The sequence below is a fragment of the Bradyrhizobium sp. GW821-FHT13H05 genome, assembly GCF_058804065.1.
In genome coordinates, this window is the sequence record NZ_JBXAPO010000004.1 from 552,812 (window position 1) to 569,643 (window position 16,832).

General features: G+C 59.0%; 16 protein-coding genes. 8 read left to right on the forward strand and 8 right to left on the reverse strand.

Annotated features, from left to right (window positions below; genetic code table 11):
* Positions 1 to 64 precede the first annotated feature (64 nt).
* The 5 genes from AC1RR3_RS15770 to AC1RR3_RS15790 form a co-directional block, all read right to left on the reverse strand.
* Positions 65 to 808, reverse strand: a complete 744-nt coding sequence (locus AC1RR3_RS15770; RefSeq protein WP_492824022.1) for an outer membrane protein — start codon at positions 806 to 808, stop codon at positions 65 to 67.
* Between the two features lie 217 nt (positions 809 to 1,025).
* Entirely contained in the window at positions 1,026 to 1,916 is an 891-nt protein-coding gene (locus AC1RR3_RS15775) for a helix-turn-helix domain-containing protein (RefSeq protein ID WP_492824023.1), read from the reverse strand.
* Positions 1,917 to 2,402: 486 nt separating this feature from the next.
* The gene (locus AC1RR3_RS15780) at positions 2,403 to 3,842 is read right to left on the reverse strand and encodes a DUF1254 domain-containing protein (RefSeq protein ID WP_492824024.1); all 1,440 of its coding nucleotides are present in this window, start codon (positions 3,840 to 3,842) and stop codon (positions 2,403 to 2,405) included.
* A gap of 179 nt (positions 3,843 to 4,021) precedes the next feature.
* Positions 4,022 to 4,345: a hypothetical protein gene (locus AC1RR3_RS15785; protein ID WP_492824025.1), complete on the reverse strand. Its 324-nt coding sequence runs from the start codon at positions 4,343 to 4,345 to the stop codon at positions 4,022 to 4,024.
* Entirely contained in the window at positions 4,342 to 5,142 is an 801-nt protein-coding gene (locus AC1RR3_RS15790) for a DUF2092 domain-containing protein (protein ID WP_492824026.1), read from the reverse strand. Before AC1RR3_RS15790 ends, AC1RR3_RS15785 begins: the two co-directional genes overlap by 4 nt.
* Before the next feature lie 203 nt (positions 5,143 to 5,345).
* On the opposite strand from AC1RR3_RS15790, the gene AC1RR3_RS15795 reads away from it, so the two are divergent.
* The 5 genes from AC1RR3_RS15795 to AC1RR3_RS15815 all read left to right on the forward strand — a co-directional run bounded on the left by AC1RR3_RS15795 (position 5,346) and on the right by AC1RR3_RS15815 (position 10,107).
* Positions 5,346 to 6,455, forward strand: coding sequence for an HlyD family secretion protein (locus AC1RR3_RS15795; RefSeq protein ID WP_492824027.1), 1,110 nt, complete (start codon positions 5,346 to 5,348; stop codon positions 6,453 to 6,455).
* 217 nt (positions 6,456 to 6,672) lie between these two features.
* A complete protein-coding gene (locus tag AC1RR3_RS15800; RefSeq protein ID WP_492824028.1) occupies positions 6,673 to 7,314 on the forward strand; it encodes a response regulator transcription factor in 642 nt (213 codons plus the stop codon).
* A 901-nt stretch (positions 7,315 to 8,215) separates the two neighbouring features.
* Positions 8,216 to 8,668, forward strand: a complete 453-nt coding sequence (locus AC1RR3_RS15805) for a helix-turn-helix domain-containing protein (protein ID WP_492824029.1) — start codon at positions 8,216 to 8,218, stop codon at positions 8,666 to 8,668.
* A gap of 226 nt (positions 8,669 to 8,894) precedes the next feature.
* Positions 8,895 to 9,902, forward strand: coding sequence for a SphA family protein (locus AC1RR3_RS15810; RefSeq protein ID WP_492824229.1), 1,008 nt, complete (start codon positions 8,895 to 8,897; stop codon positions 9,900 to 9,902).
* Positions 9,903 to 9,984: 82 nt separating this feature from the next.
* Positions 9,985 to 10,107 carry a hypothetical protein gene (locus AC1RR3_RS15815; RefSeq protein WP_492824230.1) on the forward strand — a complete coding sequence of 41 codons (123 nt, stop codon included), beginning with the start codon at positions 9,985 to 9,987 and terminating at the stop codon, positions 10,105 to 10,107.
* A gap of 79 nt (positions 10,108 to 10,186) precedes the next feature.
* Here the strand turns inward: AC1RR3_RS15815 and AC1RR3_RS15820 are convergent, their stop codons facing one another.
* Together AC1RR3_RS15820 and AC1RR3_RS15825 are read right to left on the reverse strand one after the other, a co-directional pair.
* Positions 10,187 to 11,398 carry a TAXI family TRAP transporter solute-binding subunit gene (locus AC1RR3_RS15820; protein ID WP_492824030.1) on the reverse strand — a complete coding sequence of 404 codons (1,212 nt, stop codon included), beginning with the start codon at positions 11,396 to 11,398 and terminating at the stop codon, positions 10,187 to 10,189.
* 128 nt (positions 11,399 to 11,526) lie between these two features.
* Positions 11,527 to 12,018, reverse strand: coding sequence for a DUF992 domain-containing protein (locus AC1RR3_RS15825; RefSeq protein ID WP_492824031.1), 492 nt, complete (start codon positions 12,016 to 12,018; stop codon positions 11,527 to 11,529).
* Between the two features lie 280 nt (positions 12,019 to 12,298).
* Between AC1RR3_RS15825 and AC1RR3_RS15830 the strand changes: the two genes are divergently transcribed.
* Complete coding sequence (locus tag AC1RR3_RS15830; RefSeq protein WP_492824032.1) at positions 12,299 to 12,733, forward strand: DUF2721 domain-containing protein; 435 nt, start codon at positions 12,299 to 12,301, stop codon at positions 12,731 to 12,733.
* A 4-nt stretch (positions 12,734 to 12,737) separates the two neighbouring features.
* Here AC1RR3_RS15830 and AC1RR3_RS15835 read toward each other — a convergent pair whose 3' ends face one another.
* Positions 12,738 to 13,046, reverse strand: coding sequence for a hypothetical protein (locus AC1RR3_RS15835; protein ID WP_492824033.1), 309 nt, complete (start codon positions 13,044 to 13,046; stop codon positions 12,738 to 12,740).
* A 277-nt stretch (positions 13,047 to 13,323) separates the two neighbouring features.
* On the opposite strand from AC1RR3_RS15835, the gene AC1RR3_RS15840 reads away from it, so the two are divergent.
* Both AC1RR3_RS15840 and AC1RR3_RS15845 read left to right on the forward strand, forming a co-directional pair.
* Positions 13,324 to 15,198, forward strand: coding sequence for an ABC transporter ATP-binding protein (locus AC1RR3_RS15840; RefSeq protein ID WP_492824034.1), 1,875 nt, complete (start codon positions 13,324 to 13,326; stop codon positions 15,196 to 15,198).
* A 45-nt stretch (positions 15,199 to 15,243) separates the two neighbouring features.
* Complete coding sequence (locus AC1RR3_RS15845; protein ID WP_492824035.1) at positions 15,244 to 16,251, forward strand: phospholipase D-like domain-containing protein; 1,008 nt, start codon at positions 15,244 to 15,246, stop codon at positions 16,249 to 16,251.
* The last annotated feature ends 581 nt before the right edge of the window (positions 16,252 to 16,832 follow it).

Consider the following 16,832-nt stretch of genomic DNA (forward strand, 5'->3'; position numbering starts at 1 on the left):
CGCGGGCGCGCTCTTATGGACGGGGGCCGACTGCCAAGCCGGCCCCCGCGTTAGCCATCAACGATCAATATGCCGCGACGACGGGTCCACCGAATTTGTAGTTCACGCGCACGGTGACCAAATCCACATCCTGACTGATGCGATTGACCACAGCAGCAGCACCTGCCGGTACTGAAAAGGAGTTGTTCGCATTGCCCATGATCAGGCGATCGTATTCAATGGCCGCCGACCAGTTCGGCGTGAAGCCGTATTCAAACCCAACGCCTATGGCGCCGCCCCAGCGGGTTGAGGTCGCATAGTTCAGGCCAACGCCTCCAGGCGTGGTCGCTTGAAGCAGATTGTTGTTCGTCACCGCTGCGCCGCCTTTCAGATACAGCAACGCCGCGTTCCAGGCGTAGCCAATCTGGCCGGTGAAAAGGCCCAAGCCAGTGACCTTGGAGGAATCGGTAAGAAGCGGATTGACAACACTCACGTGTGAACTGCGCATGCTTGCCCAGTCGCCCTGGCCTTCCAGGCCGAACACAAACTGACCAGCCTGCCAGCGGTAGCCCACCTGTCCACCGATGACGCCTCCCGACTGACTGTGGCAACCGTCAGAAATGACCACGCCACCCGCCGGTACGACACCCCAGCAGTTACGGCTCGTTCCATATCCGCCATTGCCGCCGATGTAGAATCCGGTCCAGTCGTAGACCGCAGCCATTACGGGAGCCTTGACCGGGGCGTAAGCCCGCTGCGGCAGGTCGGCAGCGAACGCGGGGGCAGCGAATGCAGCGAAGGCCGCAGCCGTGAGTACGATCTTTCTCATTTTTTCAAATCCTCTGGAAACACATCAGCCGCAAGTTTGAGGGCCTGCACCGAAAGTATTTGGGTCAACTTTCGGTCGCTATGTAAAATCGGACAACCAACCGAAAGAAACTGGCCCGTTGCAAATTCGATACATTGCAGCGTAACGCCCCCTCTGTTTCGTCGGCGGCGCGAACTGCACTTGCCGAATTTGCACATTGCGGCTGAAGCGGATCGCCTCAGCCTACTTTTTGCGGCCTCGACCTCGCCACCGTCTCCGATGGACGCTCTCCAAAAAGCGCTTTGTATTCAGAGGCAAACCGACCGAATTCAGTAACGCCGTGCTCGCTCATGATGTCTGTGATTTTACCTGACGGCTCACATTTTCCGCGGAGCGCACGGCGAACCATGTTGAGCCGACGTAGCTTAAGGTAGCTTGCCGGTCCAACGCCCAGCTGCTGCCGGAACGTCCTCAGCAGCGTCCGGCTTGTGACATCAGCCGCGAGGGCCAGCTTAGAAACCTGAAGCCCTTCCCATTTCTGACCACGCGCATACTTCAACGCCTTTGTCACGATGTCGCTGGACAAGCGTGACTTCTCTGTTGGGAGACATATTCGGTAGTCCGAATCCGCAATTGCAGCGATCAATTGGTTTAACAAGCGGGCAATACCACCGCCATGGAGCATCGACGCTTGTCTCTGGCGTATGAGCACGGCGGTGCTGGCTGCTGCCGCGGTCAAACATCCGAGCAATTGGTGCGGAGGCGAAATAACGCACTTTTCTTTCTCGACCTGAGCAAGATATTTTCTGTCGGCCTTAACAGCAAACGATTCAAAGAGGCCAACCGGCATCGAAATCGACATCCATCGATGGATGCCGCACGAGGCGAACGTAAAATCGCTTGCAGGCGGAAGCACAACAAAGTCCCGAGGCTGAAGAATATGACCGTCAAAAATCAGGCGATCGGCAATTTTCAGGTCCTGAAAAACAAAGGTCAGGGCATCCGAACGCGAAATTCCGTGCAAGATCTTGGAGCCTCCCTCCACGCCAAATTGCAAGACGATCGAATCCAATTTGCAATGACCGACCGACCAGGGCGCCTGACTGGGACCGGTCAGCAGGAAGTTCACCGCCGCTCCGATAACCGTGTCAGAATATTCGTCAAAGCTAAGGCTGTGTAATGATACGTCGCTAGCAGCCCCCAACGGAAACGTCCTCCGATTCGGCTTCGTACAGACCCGCCTGCGGCTTCGTCTTGATACCAGGCATCGCCCGCACGCCCTTGAACACGACAGCAATTGCTTCGATGACCGACTTGCTGGGCCAGGCCTTGCAGCACTGAACGACTTCTCGCCCGCTTCTTTCGCTCTCTGACGTTGCGACGATGCTCACGTGCGAGGCCTGCAGCAGCCGCTCTGCGACGTGTTGAGCAACTCCGCGTCTTCCTGCCGGGCGCCCGCAAGTTGAGCACAGGTCGGCAACTGAGCGTTGAAGCATTCCTTGCTATCTGCGGAGGCGCCTGTGAGTCACACCCGAACTCGCGCCGGCCAAAAACGGCCCGCACGAGTCCGCGCGCTCAAGTCACTTTCCGGGCGGCATGATTGGTCCAAGTGCCATCAGACCCGCTTGATACCAGGCGGCTGCCACGTTCCCTCGCCCGCCGGCAGGACCGACGGCGCTTCCGGCCTCGGCCAGTACAGACGCATAACGAGATAGATTTCTCCGTTCGGCGCGGGGAGCCAATTCGCCTCCTTGTCGGCGCCCGGCGATTTATTCTGGATGTAAAGCGTCAGCGACCCATCGGCATTCTTCTTCATGCCGGACAGCATCGGCGAGTTGATCAGGTAGCGGTTGATCGGATTTTCGATCAGCAACTGTGTCTTGCCGTCGTACATCGTCACCGACCAGAACGCGTTCACCGGCGGCAATTGTCCAGCTGCGAAAGTAAGGGTGTAACTGTGCCTGGAACCATCGAGGGCCTCGCCATCGGCAACCGTCCTCGTCTGCGGATAGACGGCCTCAACCGCGTCGTTGCCGTAGATGCCGCCCTTGGCCGCAGCGGCGCGCTTCAACCAGTCGCCGCTGAAGAATTGCCGGTCTCCGAACAGCGATCCGATTTTCCATCCGTTTACATTTTTCTGCCCGCCGGCAAGATACTTTTCGACCTTCTCTTCGCCGTCTCTCATTCCCAGCCCGACTTCAATCTTGTGCGTCAGTGGAAGATCCCTGAAGTCGAAGGTTTTTCCGGCTCCGACGCCAATTCGGGCGAGCTTGGCGCGAATTTGCGTTTCCTCCGGCCCGGCCGGGGCGAACTGCAAGGCGAAGTCGAGGTACTCGAAGAAATTCTTCTTCACCAACTCCGCATTGGCTTTGGGAAAGTCGATGGCCGGTACGGCGGCCGGTGCCGGTTGCTTGAGATAGGCCGACAGGGGCTGCACTTTGTAGCCCGCCTGGATCTTCTCGACATTCGGCATGTCTGCAGCATCGAAAAGTTGTGTGCGGTAGACAACGATCGAGAACTGCGTCGAGGACTGGAAGACCTTCTTGATACCGGGCGGGGTAGCGCCCTTCCAATCGGGACCGACCACCATATAGTCACCGGCCTCGCCGCCGGTCGCGCGGCTACCGACATATCCGTAGTTGAACGTGTTGCCGTCGCACAGCATCACCGAATAATAGCGAGTCTTCTCGACAGCCGGCACCGAAAACACGATCGGTTCGGCACGCAGATCGGTCCATACGACCGAGTACGGTGTGTCGCTGTTGGGGGTTATGACGGCCGTGTCTTTGTATGTGAAGACCCTCGCCTCGTTATTGATCTGATTGAACGGCGCCTTGAATTGCCCCGAGTTCCTGTCGACTGAATACTCATACATGACCGCGTAATTCATTACGATCGGCAGCCCGTAGATGAAACCTTCCTCGGCGATCGCCTTGGCCTCGCGGATGTCGGGCCATTCCGCTTTGGCCTGTGCGTTTGCCGGAACAGCTTTCGCCGTCGTGACAGTGATCGCAGCCAGGGCTGCGGAACGAAGCAGATCGCGTTTTGTAAACATCAGAACAATTCCTTTCGGTTCGCAGCTTGCGGTCAAGCGAGTTTGGCAACAGGTAAATGGTTGGCGTCCTGTGCGACGGCTGGCTATGCAAGAACAGGCAAACCTGACTCGCCTGAATGTCCGCCCTTCGCACATATTGGTCGACGGCGGTTGACTGCCCCCGCCGCCCAACGCCAGCCCTAATAGCAGCGCGTGTAAATGCGTCCGTAGGGATCGACCGCCTGAACGCAACGAGGCGCGGCAACCGGCACAGGTGCCGCCACGACCGGCGCAGCATAGGCGGCTCCAGCCGCCACCGCGCCCACGGCAACGGCGCGCCGCGTCGTCCGTCGGGCCACGCCGGCATAACTCATCGGCGTAAGCGGCCGCCCGATCCTCGCCTCGGCGGAGGAGACCAGAGCGGCGTTCGGGTCCAGCGGCGATCGCCCGCTCCACAACAGCGCCGCTGCGCCGACGATCGTGACAGTCGAGAGACGAACCAGAGTTTTCGATATGCGGATCATTTCTTGCCTCCTGTGCTGGCGACGCCGTGCGGTACTTCGTCGATGTCGCCGAGTTCACCCAGGGCCAGCTTCTTGGCGGACTGTTCCGGCTTGAACGCAAACGCATCCGCCGGCAGATCGCTCTTCCATTCCTTGATGCGCAGGGTGTATTGCGGCGCTTCGCCGACGCCTTTGCTCGTGATCACATATTTGCGCGGGATCGGCCTGGCGCCGGATTCAACCCAGATCTGCCAATCCGTTTCGACGTTGCGGAATGCCAAATGGTCGCATTCGACGCCGTCGATGACGCCCTTTCCGATCACGGTGCCTTCGACAACGTCCGCCATCATCACATCGAACACGTTCGGCAGCAGCAGGTCGGCCCCGGGGGCCACGACGCCGCTCTTGTCGCGCAGCACGTCGATCAGTTGGTCGGCAGTCCCTTCGGCTTCGATCTGAGCGTAGTTCTTCGTATCCTTGTCGTTCACGGTAACCAGCTTGCCATCGAACACGACTTCGACGTCGCGATAGCCGCCCGTGCGCGTGGCGCGGAGCTTGTCCGGACGCAACAATTGCACCTGCCCGGAGCTGGTGAACTGAATCTTCTGCAGGGTGGAGGTGACGACTTCGATGTCCGAATCGTAGGTGACCGATATGGTCTTCTGGCTCGCCACATAGTCCGACATGGCCTTGAGAAGTTTTCCCGCGCCATCTTCCTGAGCGTGGGCATCTGGCATGCCCGAAACAATCAGGGCCGACGCCAGCCCGGCCGCGACGAGGCTGAACGCTCCGACTTTGCGTATCGACGCCTGCCTCATAGCGCTCTCCCTGTTGGTCACGATGATTCCGGCGAATGGTCTCGCTTGCCGGCCACCATGGAGAAGTCACGCTGCATCGACTATGCAAAAACCAGCACGCTGACCGTTTGGTCCGAAGATTTTCACCGCGCCGATTTTGCATAGCCCGCATAGATCGATTGCCGGCAAATGGCGATCTCGCACCCGAACGATGGGGCTCCGCCGTGGTCATTATCCTGTGCCTCTATATCGCTGCGATGTGGGCCGTGTTCTTCAGGTTCAGGCTCGTGCGCTGGGGCTGGCTGTCGGGAACGATCTCGATACTAGTCGGCGCGTCCATCCTCGCGACGTTCCTCGCGCTGTTTAACTATCTGACACCGTCGGGCAAGGTGACGGTCGCTGGCCGGGTGGTCGAGGTGACGCCGAATGTGACGGGTCAGGTGGTGGCGATTCCGGTAAAGCCGAACGTCGCGGTGAAGTCAGGAGACATCCTGTTTCAGATTGATCCGGCACCATTTCAATACAAGGTCACGCAATTGCAGGCGTCGCTTGCTGCCGCCAAACAGCAAACCGAGATCCTGAAGTCGAACTACGACCAGGCAGCCGCAAATGTCGCAGGTCTGACCGCGCAAGTTTCGTATAGCGCGAAGCGCCTGGCAGACATTCAGAAACTCGTGGCTGACGAAGCCAATTCACAATTCCAGGGACAGGATCGGCAGAATCAATACGAAACGTCACTGGCGCAGCTCAACGTGGCCAAAGCCGCTCAGCAGAGCGCCAAGCTCGCCCTGGATTCGGAAATCGGTGGGGTGAACACCTCCGTTGCCCAGATTCTGGCCCAACTGGAGAATGCCAGTTGGGAGCTATCGCAGACAAGCATTCGCGCGCCGGCCGACGGTTACGTCACGTCTGTTGCGCTCACCGTCGGAGATCGTGCTCTCCAGGCGCGCTCGACGATGTCGTTTGTCGTCGAGAATGAAATTACAATTGTCGGAGTATTTTCACAGAACGGCTTCCAGACGATCAAGGCCGGCGTGCCCGTCGATATCGTGTTCGAAAACGCTCCGGGCCGAATCTACCGCGCCAAAATCACTGAAATTCCAAAGGGGATCGGCCAAGGACAAATTGCGACATCCGGTACACTGGCGCGGACCAATGCGATCGGTGGGGCGTCGGCCTTTCCGGCAGAGATATCCATTCCCGACGAGCTGAACCGCGACTCGCTCCGGCTCGGGATGTCCGGAAGCGCAACCGCTTTTGCCGCGAATGCGGGCGTTATCGGGCTGCTCGCCTCCATTCTGGTCTGGGTCAGCTCCTACACGGCCTACCTCTAGCCAACGCGATCCGCTTCGCGCGGGGGCCCCGGCGTACTTCACATAATGGATGCCAAAATACTGCTGGGCGTTGCTGCCGTGGACTGGCTAGTTTCAGCCCTCGGCGTTATATTTCCAATCGGATAACCCGACGACGCCTGGTATCGTTTCTGACTTAACTAAAGCGCCCGCCGCCAGTTGCTGCATCACAGCTACCGAAGTGATTCCGAACGAGAGAATGACCAGTGCACCCGTAATACATATTGTAGATGACGACGCCTCGTTCCGGGCGGCCATTTCGCGTGTATTGAAGGTTTCCGGCTTCGAGATCGCCGATCATGACTCCGCAAGTTCGTTTTTGCGCAGCATCGAGACTGCCAAGCCCGGTTGCATTCTCCTCGATGTGAATATGCCGTCGTTCGATGGACTGCAACTCCAGGAAGAGCTCGCGAAGCTGTCGCACGGCTGGCCGATTGTCTTCATGACCGGCCGGGGTGACGTTCCCACCAGCGTGCGCGCGATCAAGGCCGGCGCCGAAGACTTTCTGATGAAACCCGTATCCAAGGAGATCTTGCTGGATGCGATAGGTCGCGCGCTGGCCAGATTTGCGGCAACCAGGCAACAACAGGATCAGATCAATTCGCTCAGATCCCTGATCGCAACCCTGACACCTCGGGAAAACGAAGTCTTTGCGCTTATGGTTCGGGGCAAGATGAACAAGCAGATTGCCTTTGAGCTTGGTACATCCGAGCGAACCATCAAGGCACATCGGCATATGGTGATGGAAAAGCTGCAGGTACGATCTTTTGCGGAGGCCGTCTCGATCGCCGAAAAGACGGGATTGCTCGCGCCGCCGGCAAAGGACTTCGAAAATCCCTGATCGAGATTTTCGACGAGATCGCAACTTCGAATCGCCGCAAGACAAGGCGCGTCTTCGCGACGTCAGCTCAAGGACACACGTCCCAGAAGCCCTTGGTGCGGCTGGCGTCGGTATAGTACCAGCAATAATTCGGGCCTGGAGCTATGCCAGCATATGCCCCGACGGATGCCGCGGTGACAAAGCCGATGGCCGCACCAGCCGCGATGGCGCCTCCTGGGAGCCAGTAATACCGCGCCGGACGCACCCATGGACGAACGCCAGGGCGAGCAATCGGATGCACAGGTCGCACGCCGGGGCGAGCGATTGGATGCACCGGGCGCACGCCGGGACGAACGACGGTCGTCCTGCCGGCGGCGACCACACCTCCCTGCGGCCCACGCGCGACGACGGCACCCCGCCGAACGGCGACAGGTTCGGCTCCCGGCGAAACAGCATCGTGAAGCGCCGGAGGTTGGCCCAATAGCTGTAGAGCGTCCGCGTTGGTCAGAGATCCGCTCACAATGAGCGGCGCGATTAAACCAACTGCAAGAAATCGATTCCTCATGCTCTGTCCATTCTTTCGAATCGGGATTGCGCGAACGCTTCGAACGAACGGTAAATGTGCAGAACGTGATCCGCAGCGGCTATGCAGAAACCGACAATGGCAGGGACGGAAAGGTTGTTCCAAACGAGATGGCAGTCAGTCGCATAGTCACTCAAAGGCGACTGTTGTCCGATTTTGCATAGGCGCCGACCCGTTATCACCGGAAGAATCGAAGCTGCCGGCACCAACCGATCGGGTGATCGGCAGCCCGACCACCTGACGTTGCCCTCAAGGACAATAGGCCGCGCCGCGGCGCTGTGGTGTTTTGGTGCCGGGCAGAACGATCTGCTGTGTTTCTTGCGCAGTGCGGGTGCCACGATGACAATTCATATGACGGCCATAACCAAGACGGAATCAAACCGTGCAGCCCGAGACAATTCGTGCCGCGGCCTCGTCGAACAGGCTGAAATTCTCGCACTCGCGGAAGTCGACGAGCCGATCCAGATTTCGGCCTTGTGTGCCGCCCTTTCAGTCAGCGAGCGGACCCTTCGCAAAGCTTTTCACAGAATCCATGGCTTGCCGCCCTGCCGCCATCTGAGAATGCTGCGCCTCAAGCAGGCAAGGCGCGCCCTGATGGCGACTGATGGTCATCTCTCGACAGTAACGGAGATTGCGACCTGCTTTGGCTTCGCCGAGTTGGGACGATTTTCGGTTGAGTACCGCAAGGTCTTTGGCGAAAGCCCCTCTCAGACCTTGCAGCACGCTTCGGCTGCCACAGCGCACGCGAACCATACCGCTGATCACCAGGACCGAGCCGATATCTACGTGTGAGAATTCGCGTTTCTACCGTGCACATCGGGAGACAACCTGAGCGTGACATTAGCGCCACAGCAAGAGCCGGCGCGCGTGACGTGGCCGATTTTGCATAGTCACTGCTGCAATTCCAAAGTTCAATCGCGACTCTGAGCATAACGGCATTGAGAGAGACATGCAGATGACGGGCAATATCTTCACACGGGGCGCCGTGCATTGGCTTGCACACTCCGCCGGCCTCGCCATGGCGATATCTGCTTCGCTGCCCGGGGCGGCCTGCGCGGACGAAAGCGGGGTGTCCTACTGGCTTCCCGGTCGGTTCGGAAGCCTCGCCGCCACTCCTCAGGTACCAGGCTGGTCCTGGGCCGAGGTCTACTATCACACCTCGGTCGAAGCTTCCGGCGCGGTAGCTGCCGCAAAACAGATCCAGATTGGAAGGATCCCGGCGAACATCAATGTCAGCCTGAACGCAAATCTCAACGCGCAGGCCGACCTCGTGCTGCTCAATCCGACCTACACGTTCGCAACACCTGTCCTGGGTGGACAGCTGGCCATCGGCGTTACCGGCCTGTTCGGTCGCGCCGCTACCGGCATCGACGGAACGCTCACCACGGCGGTTGGTCCCTTTGCGACGACCCGGACGGGAAGCCTGTCCGATTCGCTTACGTCGGTGGGAGATCTGTATCCGCAAGCCACGCTGAAATGGAATGCGGGCGTACATAATTTCATGACCTATGTGACCGGCGACATCCCGGTGGGCGCTTATGATCCTACACGCCTCTCCAACCTTGGCATCGGTCATGGCGCAATCGATGGCGGCGGCGGATACACATTTTTTAATCCGGCGGCCGGTCGGGAGTTTTCCGCCGTTGCCGGCTTCACCTACAACTTCAAGAACCAGGACACGCAGTATCAGAACGGCATCGATTTCCATCTCGACTGGGGCGTTTCCCAGTTTCTTTCCAAGCAGGTTTTCGTCGGCTTGGTGGGATATGCCTATCAGCAGGTCACGGACGACTTCGGTCAGAATCCCATCCTCGGTGGTTTTCGATCCCGAGTCTTCGGAATTGGTCCGCAACTCGGATACCTCTTCCCCGTTGGGGGCATGCAGGGATATCTCAACGTCAAAGCCTATGGCGAGTTCGCCGCCGAAAATCGTCCATCGGGCTGGAATACCTGGCTGACGTTCTCGATCTCGCCGATGGCGCCGACCAGCACCGTGACGCCGACACGGCGGATGGTGAACAAATAGGGCAATCAATTCCGCGTCTGCGACCATACTCTTCGACAGCGGAGTCACCCTGAGCCGCGACACTAGCCAGGTAACGCACAAGATCGCTCCGAATATCGATGAAGAACGGGATCAACTCATTGAAGGGCTGAACAAGGCCGGGATGCCGAAAACATTTATCAGAGGGAATTGGTCCCACCCTGAACGGGCGCAACGGCGAAGGTGATCCTTATGCCAGCGATGGCGAGATTTGGCTGGGCAGACTCGTTCGTCAGGGGGAGACAAGGCCGAAGCGGGAGCCAAAATTACGCTGTTTCGGCGGATGTGGCACCGCGAAGACATATCCTGCGATGGCTCATCAGATACTGAAGCCTGTGGGCCGCCAAGCCTAACGCGGCCATGTCCGTGCTGTCCGCCCCCTCGCCGCTCGCGTTCCGGGCCATTTCCGACCTCAGAATGTAATCGATCCGCTTCTCAATCTGCTCCAACTCGCTCTCGCTGCCTGCGGCCTTGATCTCATTGCCGAGCTCGTAGAGCGGCTCAAGCATGCTTTGGGAGGCGGTCCCGGAACCGGCGAAGCGCCACGCAGCAACCACAATCGAAATCAGGGAGCCCAGCAGCAGCGATCCGTAATAGAGCTTGTCATCATACTTATCGAGGAAGCTCTGCTGGTTTCCGTTGTAGTACGTCGCAGCTCCCGGATGGATAGGGATCAGCGCATCGGCGTCGGTGCTCGGTGCGGCAGCTTGCGCCAATATAGGAAATTGCGACAACAGGTCCCTCCGGACATCGACCAGGGACTGGGCCAGGTCAGTGATGGCACTGTCACCCACTGACTTGTTTGCGACAAGAAAATACGAAACGCGAAGCGACGTCAGATCATCAGATGGAACAGGTGGCGCGCCGCGCAAGGTTCCCTTTGGGATGTCGTAACTTTCGTAATACTGGGCGATGTTGGCGACGGCGCCGGCCGACTCGATTTCGATCAGTTTCGGGGCCGATCCTTTGATCCGGTCCTGCCGGAAGAACTGCCTGACTTTGGCCAGGTACTTCCCGGTCAGCGGGATGACCGCAAGAAGGGCATGAACCTGGCCGGACGAAAGCGCGGTCCCACCGTCGGCCAAGGCAACATCCTGGAAAATGACGTTGGCGCGATCAAACGGATAAATTTGCTTCAGCGCATCCACCGTCGGCCGGTTAATCGCCCCACCGATGACGCCGATCGTCGTATTGCGAAGCTCACCAAGACTATCGCCGCTCGCCGCTGAAGGCGCCATGAGCAGAACCACGCCGTGGGTCAGCAGGAGCACGCTCCTGGCATCCTCCAGGCCGCCGGTATCGCCGCGAACGACGGCGAGGTCGGCCTTGTGCGCAGCCAGCAGTCCCGATGCTCCGGCGGAGGTATCGCTATCTACCACTCTCAATCGGACATGTGCGTTCGAGGCTGTAAGACGCGCAGCGACCGCTGAAATCAGCGCCAGCGCCTCGCCATCAACCGAGCCGGCCGCGACTGTCAAAACGATTGGCTTGGCGAAGTGGCGATACGAAAGCCAACCGGCGGTTATGACTCCCGCGGTCGCAGCCCCTACGATCGTCAGCCTCAGCCATCGTGGCCACCGTGCGATCGTGGGGCTTGCCATCGGCGTCAGGGCGCTAAAGCGAGTGTCAGGCCCGACACTCCCAGGGACACGTTCAAACCCGCCTGCCCCTCGACCGACAAGGGTTGCAGCGCAATCGTACGATTTGAGCCGCCGAACAGGACATTAGCGCCGACTCCGACCCCGACTGCGATGTCGCCGCTGGCGCCCACGTACTCGCCGGCCAACGCTCCGATCGGCGTCCCCTGAGTCGGAGCAAACACGCCCCACGCCATGGCTCCGCCTGCGGTGATGCCGAGTTCGAGCCCGACCGTGTTCAGCACACCATTATAGTCCTCGGGCGGATAAGGCCCGTTGGGCGCATACCGGCAGCTCATCCGCTGGCTCTCGGCGACAATCAGACCGATGCTCGGCGCGAGGTTGCAGGTCAGCATACCGGCCTGGACGCCCGGAGGGGGCTGCTGTGCCGAGACAAACGCCGGGCACAAGAGCACCAGCGCGGCGAGACCTACAACTTTGATAAAGCGGTGGTCGGGCATGATTGATCACTCCGCGGGTCGCGCATGCCCGCTGCTGTAGATGAGCCCCTGCTCGAGACGATGCGCGGGAGTAGCTATACGAACCGGTGTCGTCATCTGCCTATGCAAAATCGGACCGCGATCGGCGCGCAACGCCGATTATCCATCCCAATGAATCGACGGCGCAACGCAGACGACGCCGATTTTGCATAGTCGATCCATCGGATGGTGCGTTACTTGACGGCGAACAGGTTGGGCGGCCTGAACGACGCGGCCTGATCGTGAACCGGAAGCCCGCTCAATGTTGACCGATACGCCAACCGTAACCCAGCTATCTCATGTCATCGCGCAATCAGCGGCCCCCGCCTTCCTGTTGGGCGCACTGGGCGCCTTCATCGCTATTCTGATCTCCCGCCTGAACCGGATCGTTGACCGCACGATGATCCTGAACGGGATATCTGACGACGATCCGGTCCGGTGCCGACTGAAGGCCGATCTGCCGCGCCTGATGCAGCGCGCGGCGATGATGAATCGGGCGATCTTCTGGGCAGTGATCGCAAGTATCGCGGTGACGCTTCTCGTGATCGTCGCTTTTGTAACGGCGTTCCTTCAGATACAGCACGAGCGAGGGGTCGCTATCTTCTTCATGATTTCGCTCGGCGGGTTCACCATCTCGCTGGTAGATTTTGCACGTGAAGTTCGGATTGCGCTGAGCGAATATGATCACTACGGTTGAGCTACTAACGCACCCACTGCCCCATTTGGAGGCAGGTCTGCAAGCTGACGTAGCTTGGCGTGCCGCCGACGCTCTCTTGCGAGACACAGCTTGCCCGGCTCGGCACGGGAAATTTCGACCACTGGCCGGCGAGCTGCCGCTTAGCCTGCTGTTCGTCAAAGATGCAGCTCTTTAGCGACTGATCAACGGAGAGGCCGACGGTAGCAGCAACATCGAGCTTGCAACTCCGCGCGATATCGAACTTCGGCACGCCATCAGCCACCGGCATGACCAGTTGCGAGCTCAGAACGATCATTGAAATCGAGATGGGCATCTGCTGGATCCTCATTCGTGTTTTGGCTCAACGGCCACGACGAGACCGCTTTCGCCAATCATGTCTATCCAGGCGTGGCGCCGTCTATGCAAAATCCGACCGCGGGACGACAACTCCCACGATATCGAACCGAAGCTCGGAGTCCTGCCCGATCGGAATTTGAGCTCTCTCACGCGACTAATCTGGCCTCCACGACCTGCCGATTTTGCATAGCGGGCGACGTAACACCGTGGAATTTTGGCTGAACCAGAAGGCCGCCATGACCAGGTGATCAGCAATGCCGCTTCCGAAATCCGTCGCGGAGACCGCCGTTTCAGTAGACGAGGCGACCCACGCACAGCCGGCGAAGAGCGGCCGGTTGAGCCGCCTGGTTCTTGACCTCCTCCGGCCATACCGAGGCTGGCTAATCATTGTTTTCATCGCAATGCTGGTCGAGATCGCCATGAGCCTCGCGGCACCGTGGCCACTCAAGCTCGTGCTCGACGACGCCCTCGGACACCACAAGCTTCCGTACTGGCTCGCATGGGCGCACGATTACGGCTTTGGACGTCATACACTCGGTGTTGCCCTGTTCGCAGGAGTCGCGACCCTGTTTATCGCCGTCTTCGGAGCGATCGCCACCTATATCGACAATTACTACACCACAAGCGTGGGGCAGTGGGTAGCAAACGACTTGCGTATTCGCATTTACGAGCATTTACACCGCCTCTCTCTGCGCTACTACGACAACGTCAAGACTGGCGCGCTGATGTCCACCATCACCAGTGATGTTGCGACGATTCAAAGCTTTGCGTCATCATCTACACTCGACATCGTCGTTGACCTGATCACCATCGTCTTCATGGTCGGGCTGATGTTCTGGCTCGATTGGGATTTCACCCTGATCGCCGTCGGTTTCACCCCCTTCCTGGTGGTGTTTCTCTTTCATTTCAAGAAAGCGGTGAAGGAAGTCACGCGAACTGTCCGTGCGCGACAGAGCGACATCGTCGCGGTCGTCCAGGAGGGGCTCGGTTCTGTTCGTGCAGTCAAGGCATTTGGAAGGCAGGATCTCGAAGTCGCCCATTTGGAGGCCGCGAGCCACGCGACCGTTGAAGCCGCGCTCAAGGCGCGAAAGGTGAAATCGCTGCTGTCACCGATGGTCAATATCGTGGTGGCGATCTGTACAGCGATTGTGCTTTGGCAGGGCACTTCCCTGATCGTTGCGGGAACGATGACAGCCGGAGCGCTGACCGTGTATCTGGCGTATCTGTCAAAATTTTTCAAACCGGTCAAAGACCTTGCAAGCATGACGAGCGCGATCGCGCAGACGACGGTGGCTCTGGAGCGTATCCAAACCATCCTGTCCGCCGACGACATCATCCAAGAGCGCGCCGATGCCACAGACCCCGGCCGCGTCAAGGGCGCCATCACTTTCGACCATGTCGCCTTCGGCTACGGTGACGATGCCCCGGTATTGCGCAACGTTTCGTTCAGTATCGAGCCCGGCCAAGTCGTGGGTATTGTCGGCCCAACGGGTTCCGGAAAATCGACGGTGTTGAGCCTCGTTCCCCGATTTTACGATCCTACCGGCGGGCGAGTGCTGATCGACGGGCAAGACGTATCCACGTACAAGCTCGCATCGCTGCGTTCCCAGGTCGGTTTCGTGCTGCAGGAAACAGTACTGTTTCGCGGCACCATTCGCGAGAACATTGCTTATGGACGCCCCGGAGCGACCGATGAAGAGATCATCGCGGCCGCAACAATTGCCAACGCGGATGAGTTCATTCGTCGCATGCCGTACGGCTACGACTCCCCTGTCGGCGAGCGAGGTGACACACTTTCCGGCGGCCAGCGCCAGCGCATCGGCATAGCGCGCGCAGTCATTCGCAACAGTCCCATCATGATCCTCGACGAGCCCACGGCAGCGCTCGATACGGAATCCGAGCGTCTCGTCATCGAGGGCCTGGAACGTCTGATGAAGGGCCGTACGGTCATCATGATCGCGCACCGCCTCAGTACCATCGTCGACGCCGACAAGATCATCGTCCTGAAGGACGGCGTCGTGGCCGAAGAAGGCTCAAATGACGAACTCGTTGCACGCGGGGGCGTCTACGCCGAATTGCACCGTGTCCAGTATGAACCAGCCGTCGCAAGACCGACCAGCGCGGCATAGGCACGGATCGGCCAGTCGCCTTCGCCAGTTTGAGGAGTCTAAGCCATGTCGCATAGGTTAATCGTCCTCCCGGACGACACCGCCAAATCAATACTTGATCCTATCGATGCGGCCGTACATTCCCTCAACATTCGAATGTTTCTGTTCACCGATCCGACGCTGCTGAGCGCGGTGATCGCCGCGAAACGCCGCGGCGTCAACGTCCGTGTGATGCTAAACCCAGCGCGACGCGACGGGAAAATCGATAACGAAAAGTCTCGCAAGCTATTGCTCAAAGCTGGCGTCAAAGTCCGGAACAGCAGCGAAGCTTTTGCGCTGACGCATCAGAAGTCGATGGTGATCGACGATACATTTGGCTTTGTCGAATCCCTCAACTGGGAGACGCGAGACCTCACGGAAACCCGTGACTATGCCGTCGTAACCACGAGCAAGCGCGAAGTTGCCGAGATGATAGCGTGCTTCAACGCCGATTGGTCGCGAAAGCCGTTCAAACCCGATTCCACATCACGCCTCATCTGGTGTCCGAACGACGGCCGCGAGCGTATTGCGGCTTTCATCGACGGAGCCAAGAAGAGCCTCTGGATCCAGAACGAACGCTATCAGGACACGGTCATTATCGAGCGGCTGGTTCAAGCCCTGAATCGCGGCGTTCGCGTCCGAATCATGGCCCGCCCCGCCCACAAGCTGAAGAAGAACAAACTAGTTGAAGCGGTCGGCGGTCTTCGTATCATGCACGACGTAGGGGCGAAGGTCCATAAACTCAAGGATCTCAAGCTGCACGGCAAGATGCTGCTCGCAGACGAGAAGCGCGCGATTGTGGGATCGATCAACCTCACACCGGGCAGTTTCGATGCAAGACGAGAACTGGCCGTCGAGACCGACGCCAAGCATGTCGTGAAACGGCTCGTCAAGACATCGCGCCGTGACTGGAAGAATTCCAAGAAACTTGATCTGTCCGACGAGGGCATTTTGGCCGATTTCGAAAAGCACGGCACCCAGGGAGCGGAGAAACTCGCCATCAGCGCCAAGTCAACGAAGCACGGCGCCAGATAACCGAATAAGATGCCAATCGCGTATTCCGCAGCGCGCTCCGCATGGTCGCAAATGCTGTGCGGACACTTTGAGAACGACTCGATTTCGTTTTGAGAACGACTCGATCCCGCATCCTCCTGAAAGAACTTTCGAATTTCGCCTCGATTTTTTCTCCGCTTCTGGAGCTCGAAAAAAGCGAGGGGGGTCAGTTCAGCCTTTTCCCGCGACTTGCATATCCCGGATCCCAGTCAAAGACCTCCGCGAGTCCAGTGTGGGCCTCATTGGAGATGCATTCGCCCTCCCATGTCTTTGCTTATTCCGAGAAGGGATGGCAGCGCCGCGGAATGCCCTCAGGCCCGCCGGGCTGGACGGTTTGCCACGACAGCGCGCGAGAGCCCCAGATGTCTCTTGGTCACCTCCTCAGCGACGATGTGCGGCTTCTGAGGCACGAATTCGGCGGGGTGCGGAGGACCTGCTGAAGCGGCTGTCCGACACCGATTTCTTCGGAGTGCTCGCGACCTCCGTCTCCCAGTTGGCGACGAAAGAAAACGTCGCCCTTCTGTCCGACTTCCCGAGAATCGACCTGAAACCCTTTCGCGCGA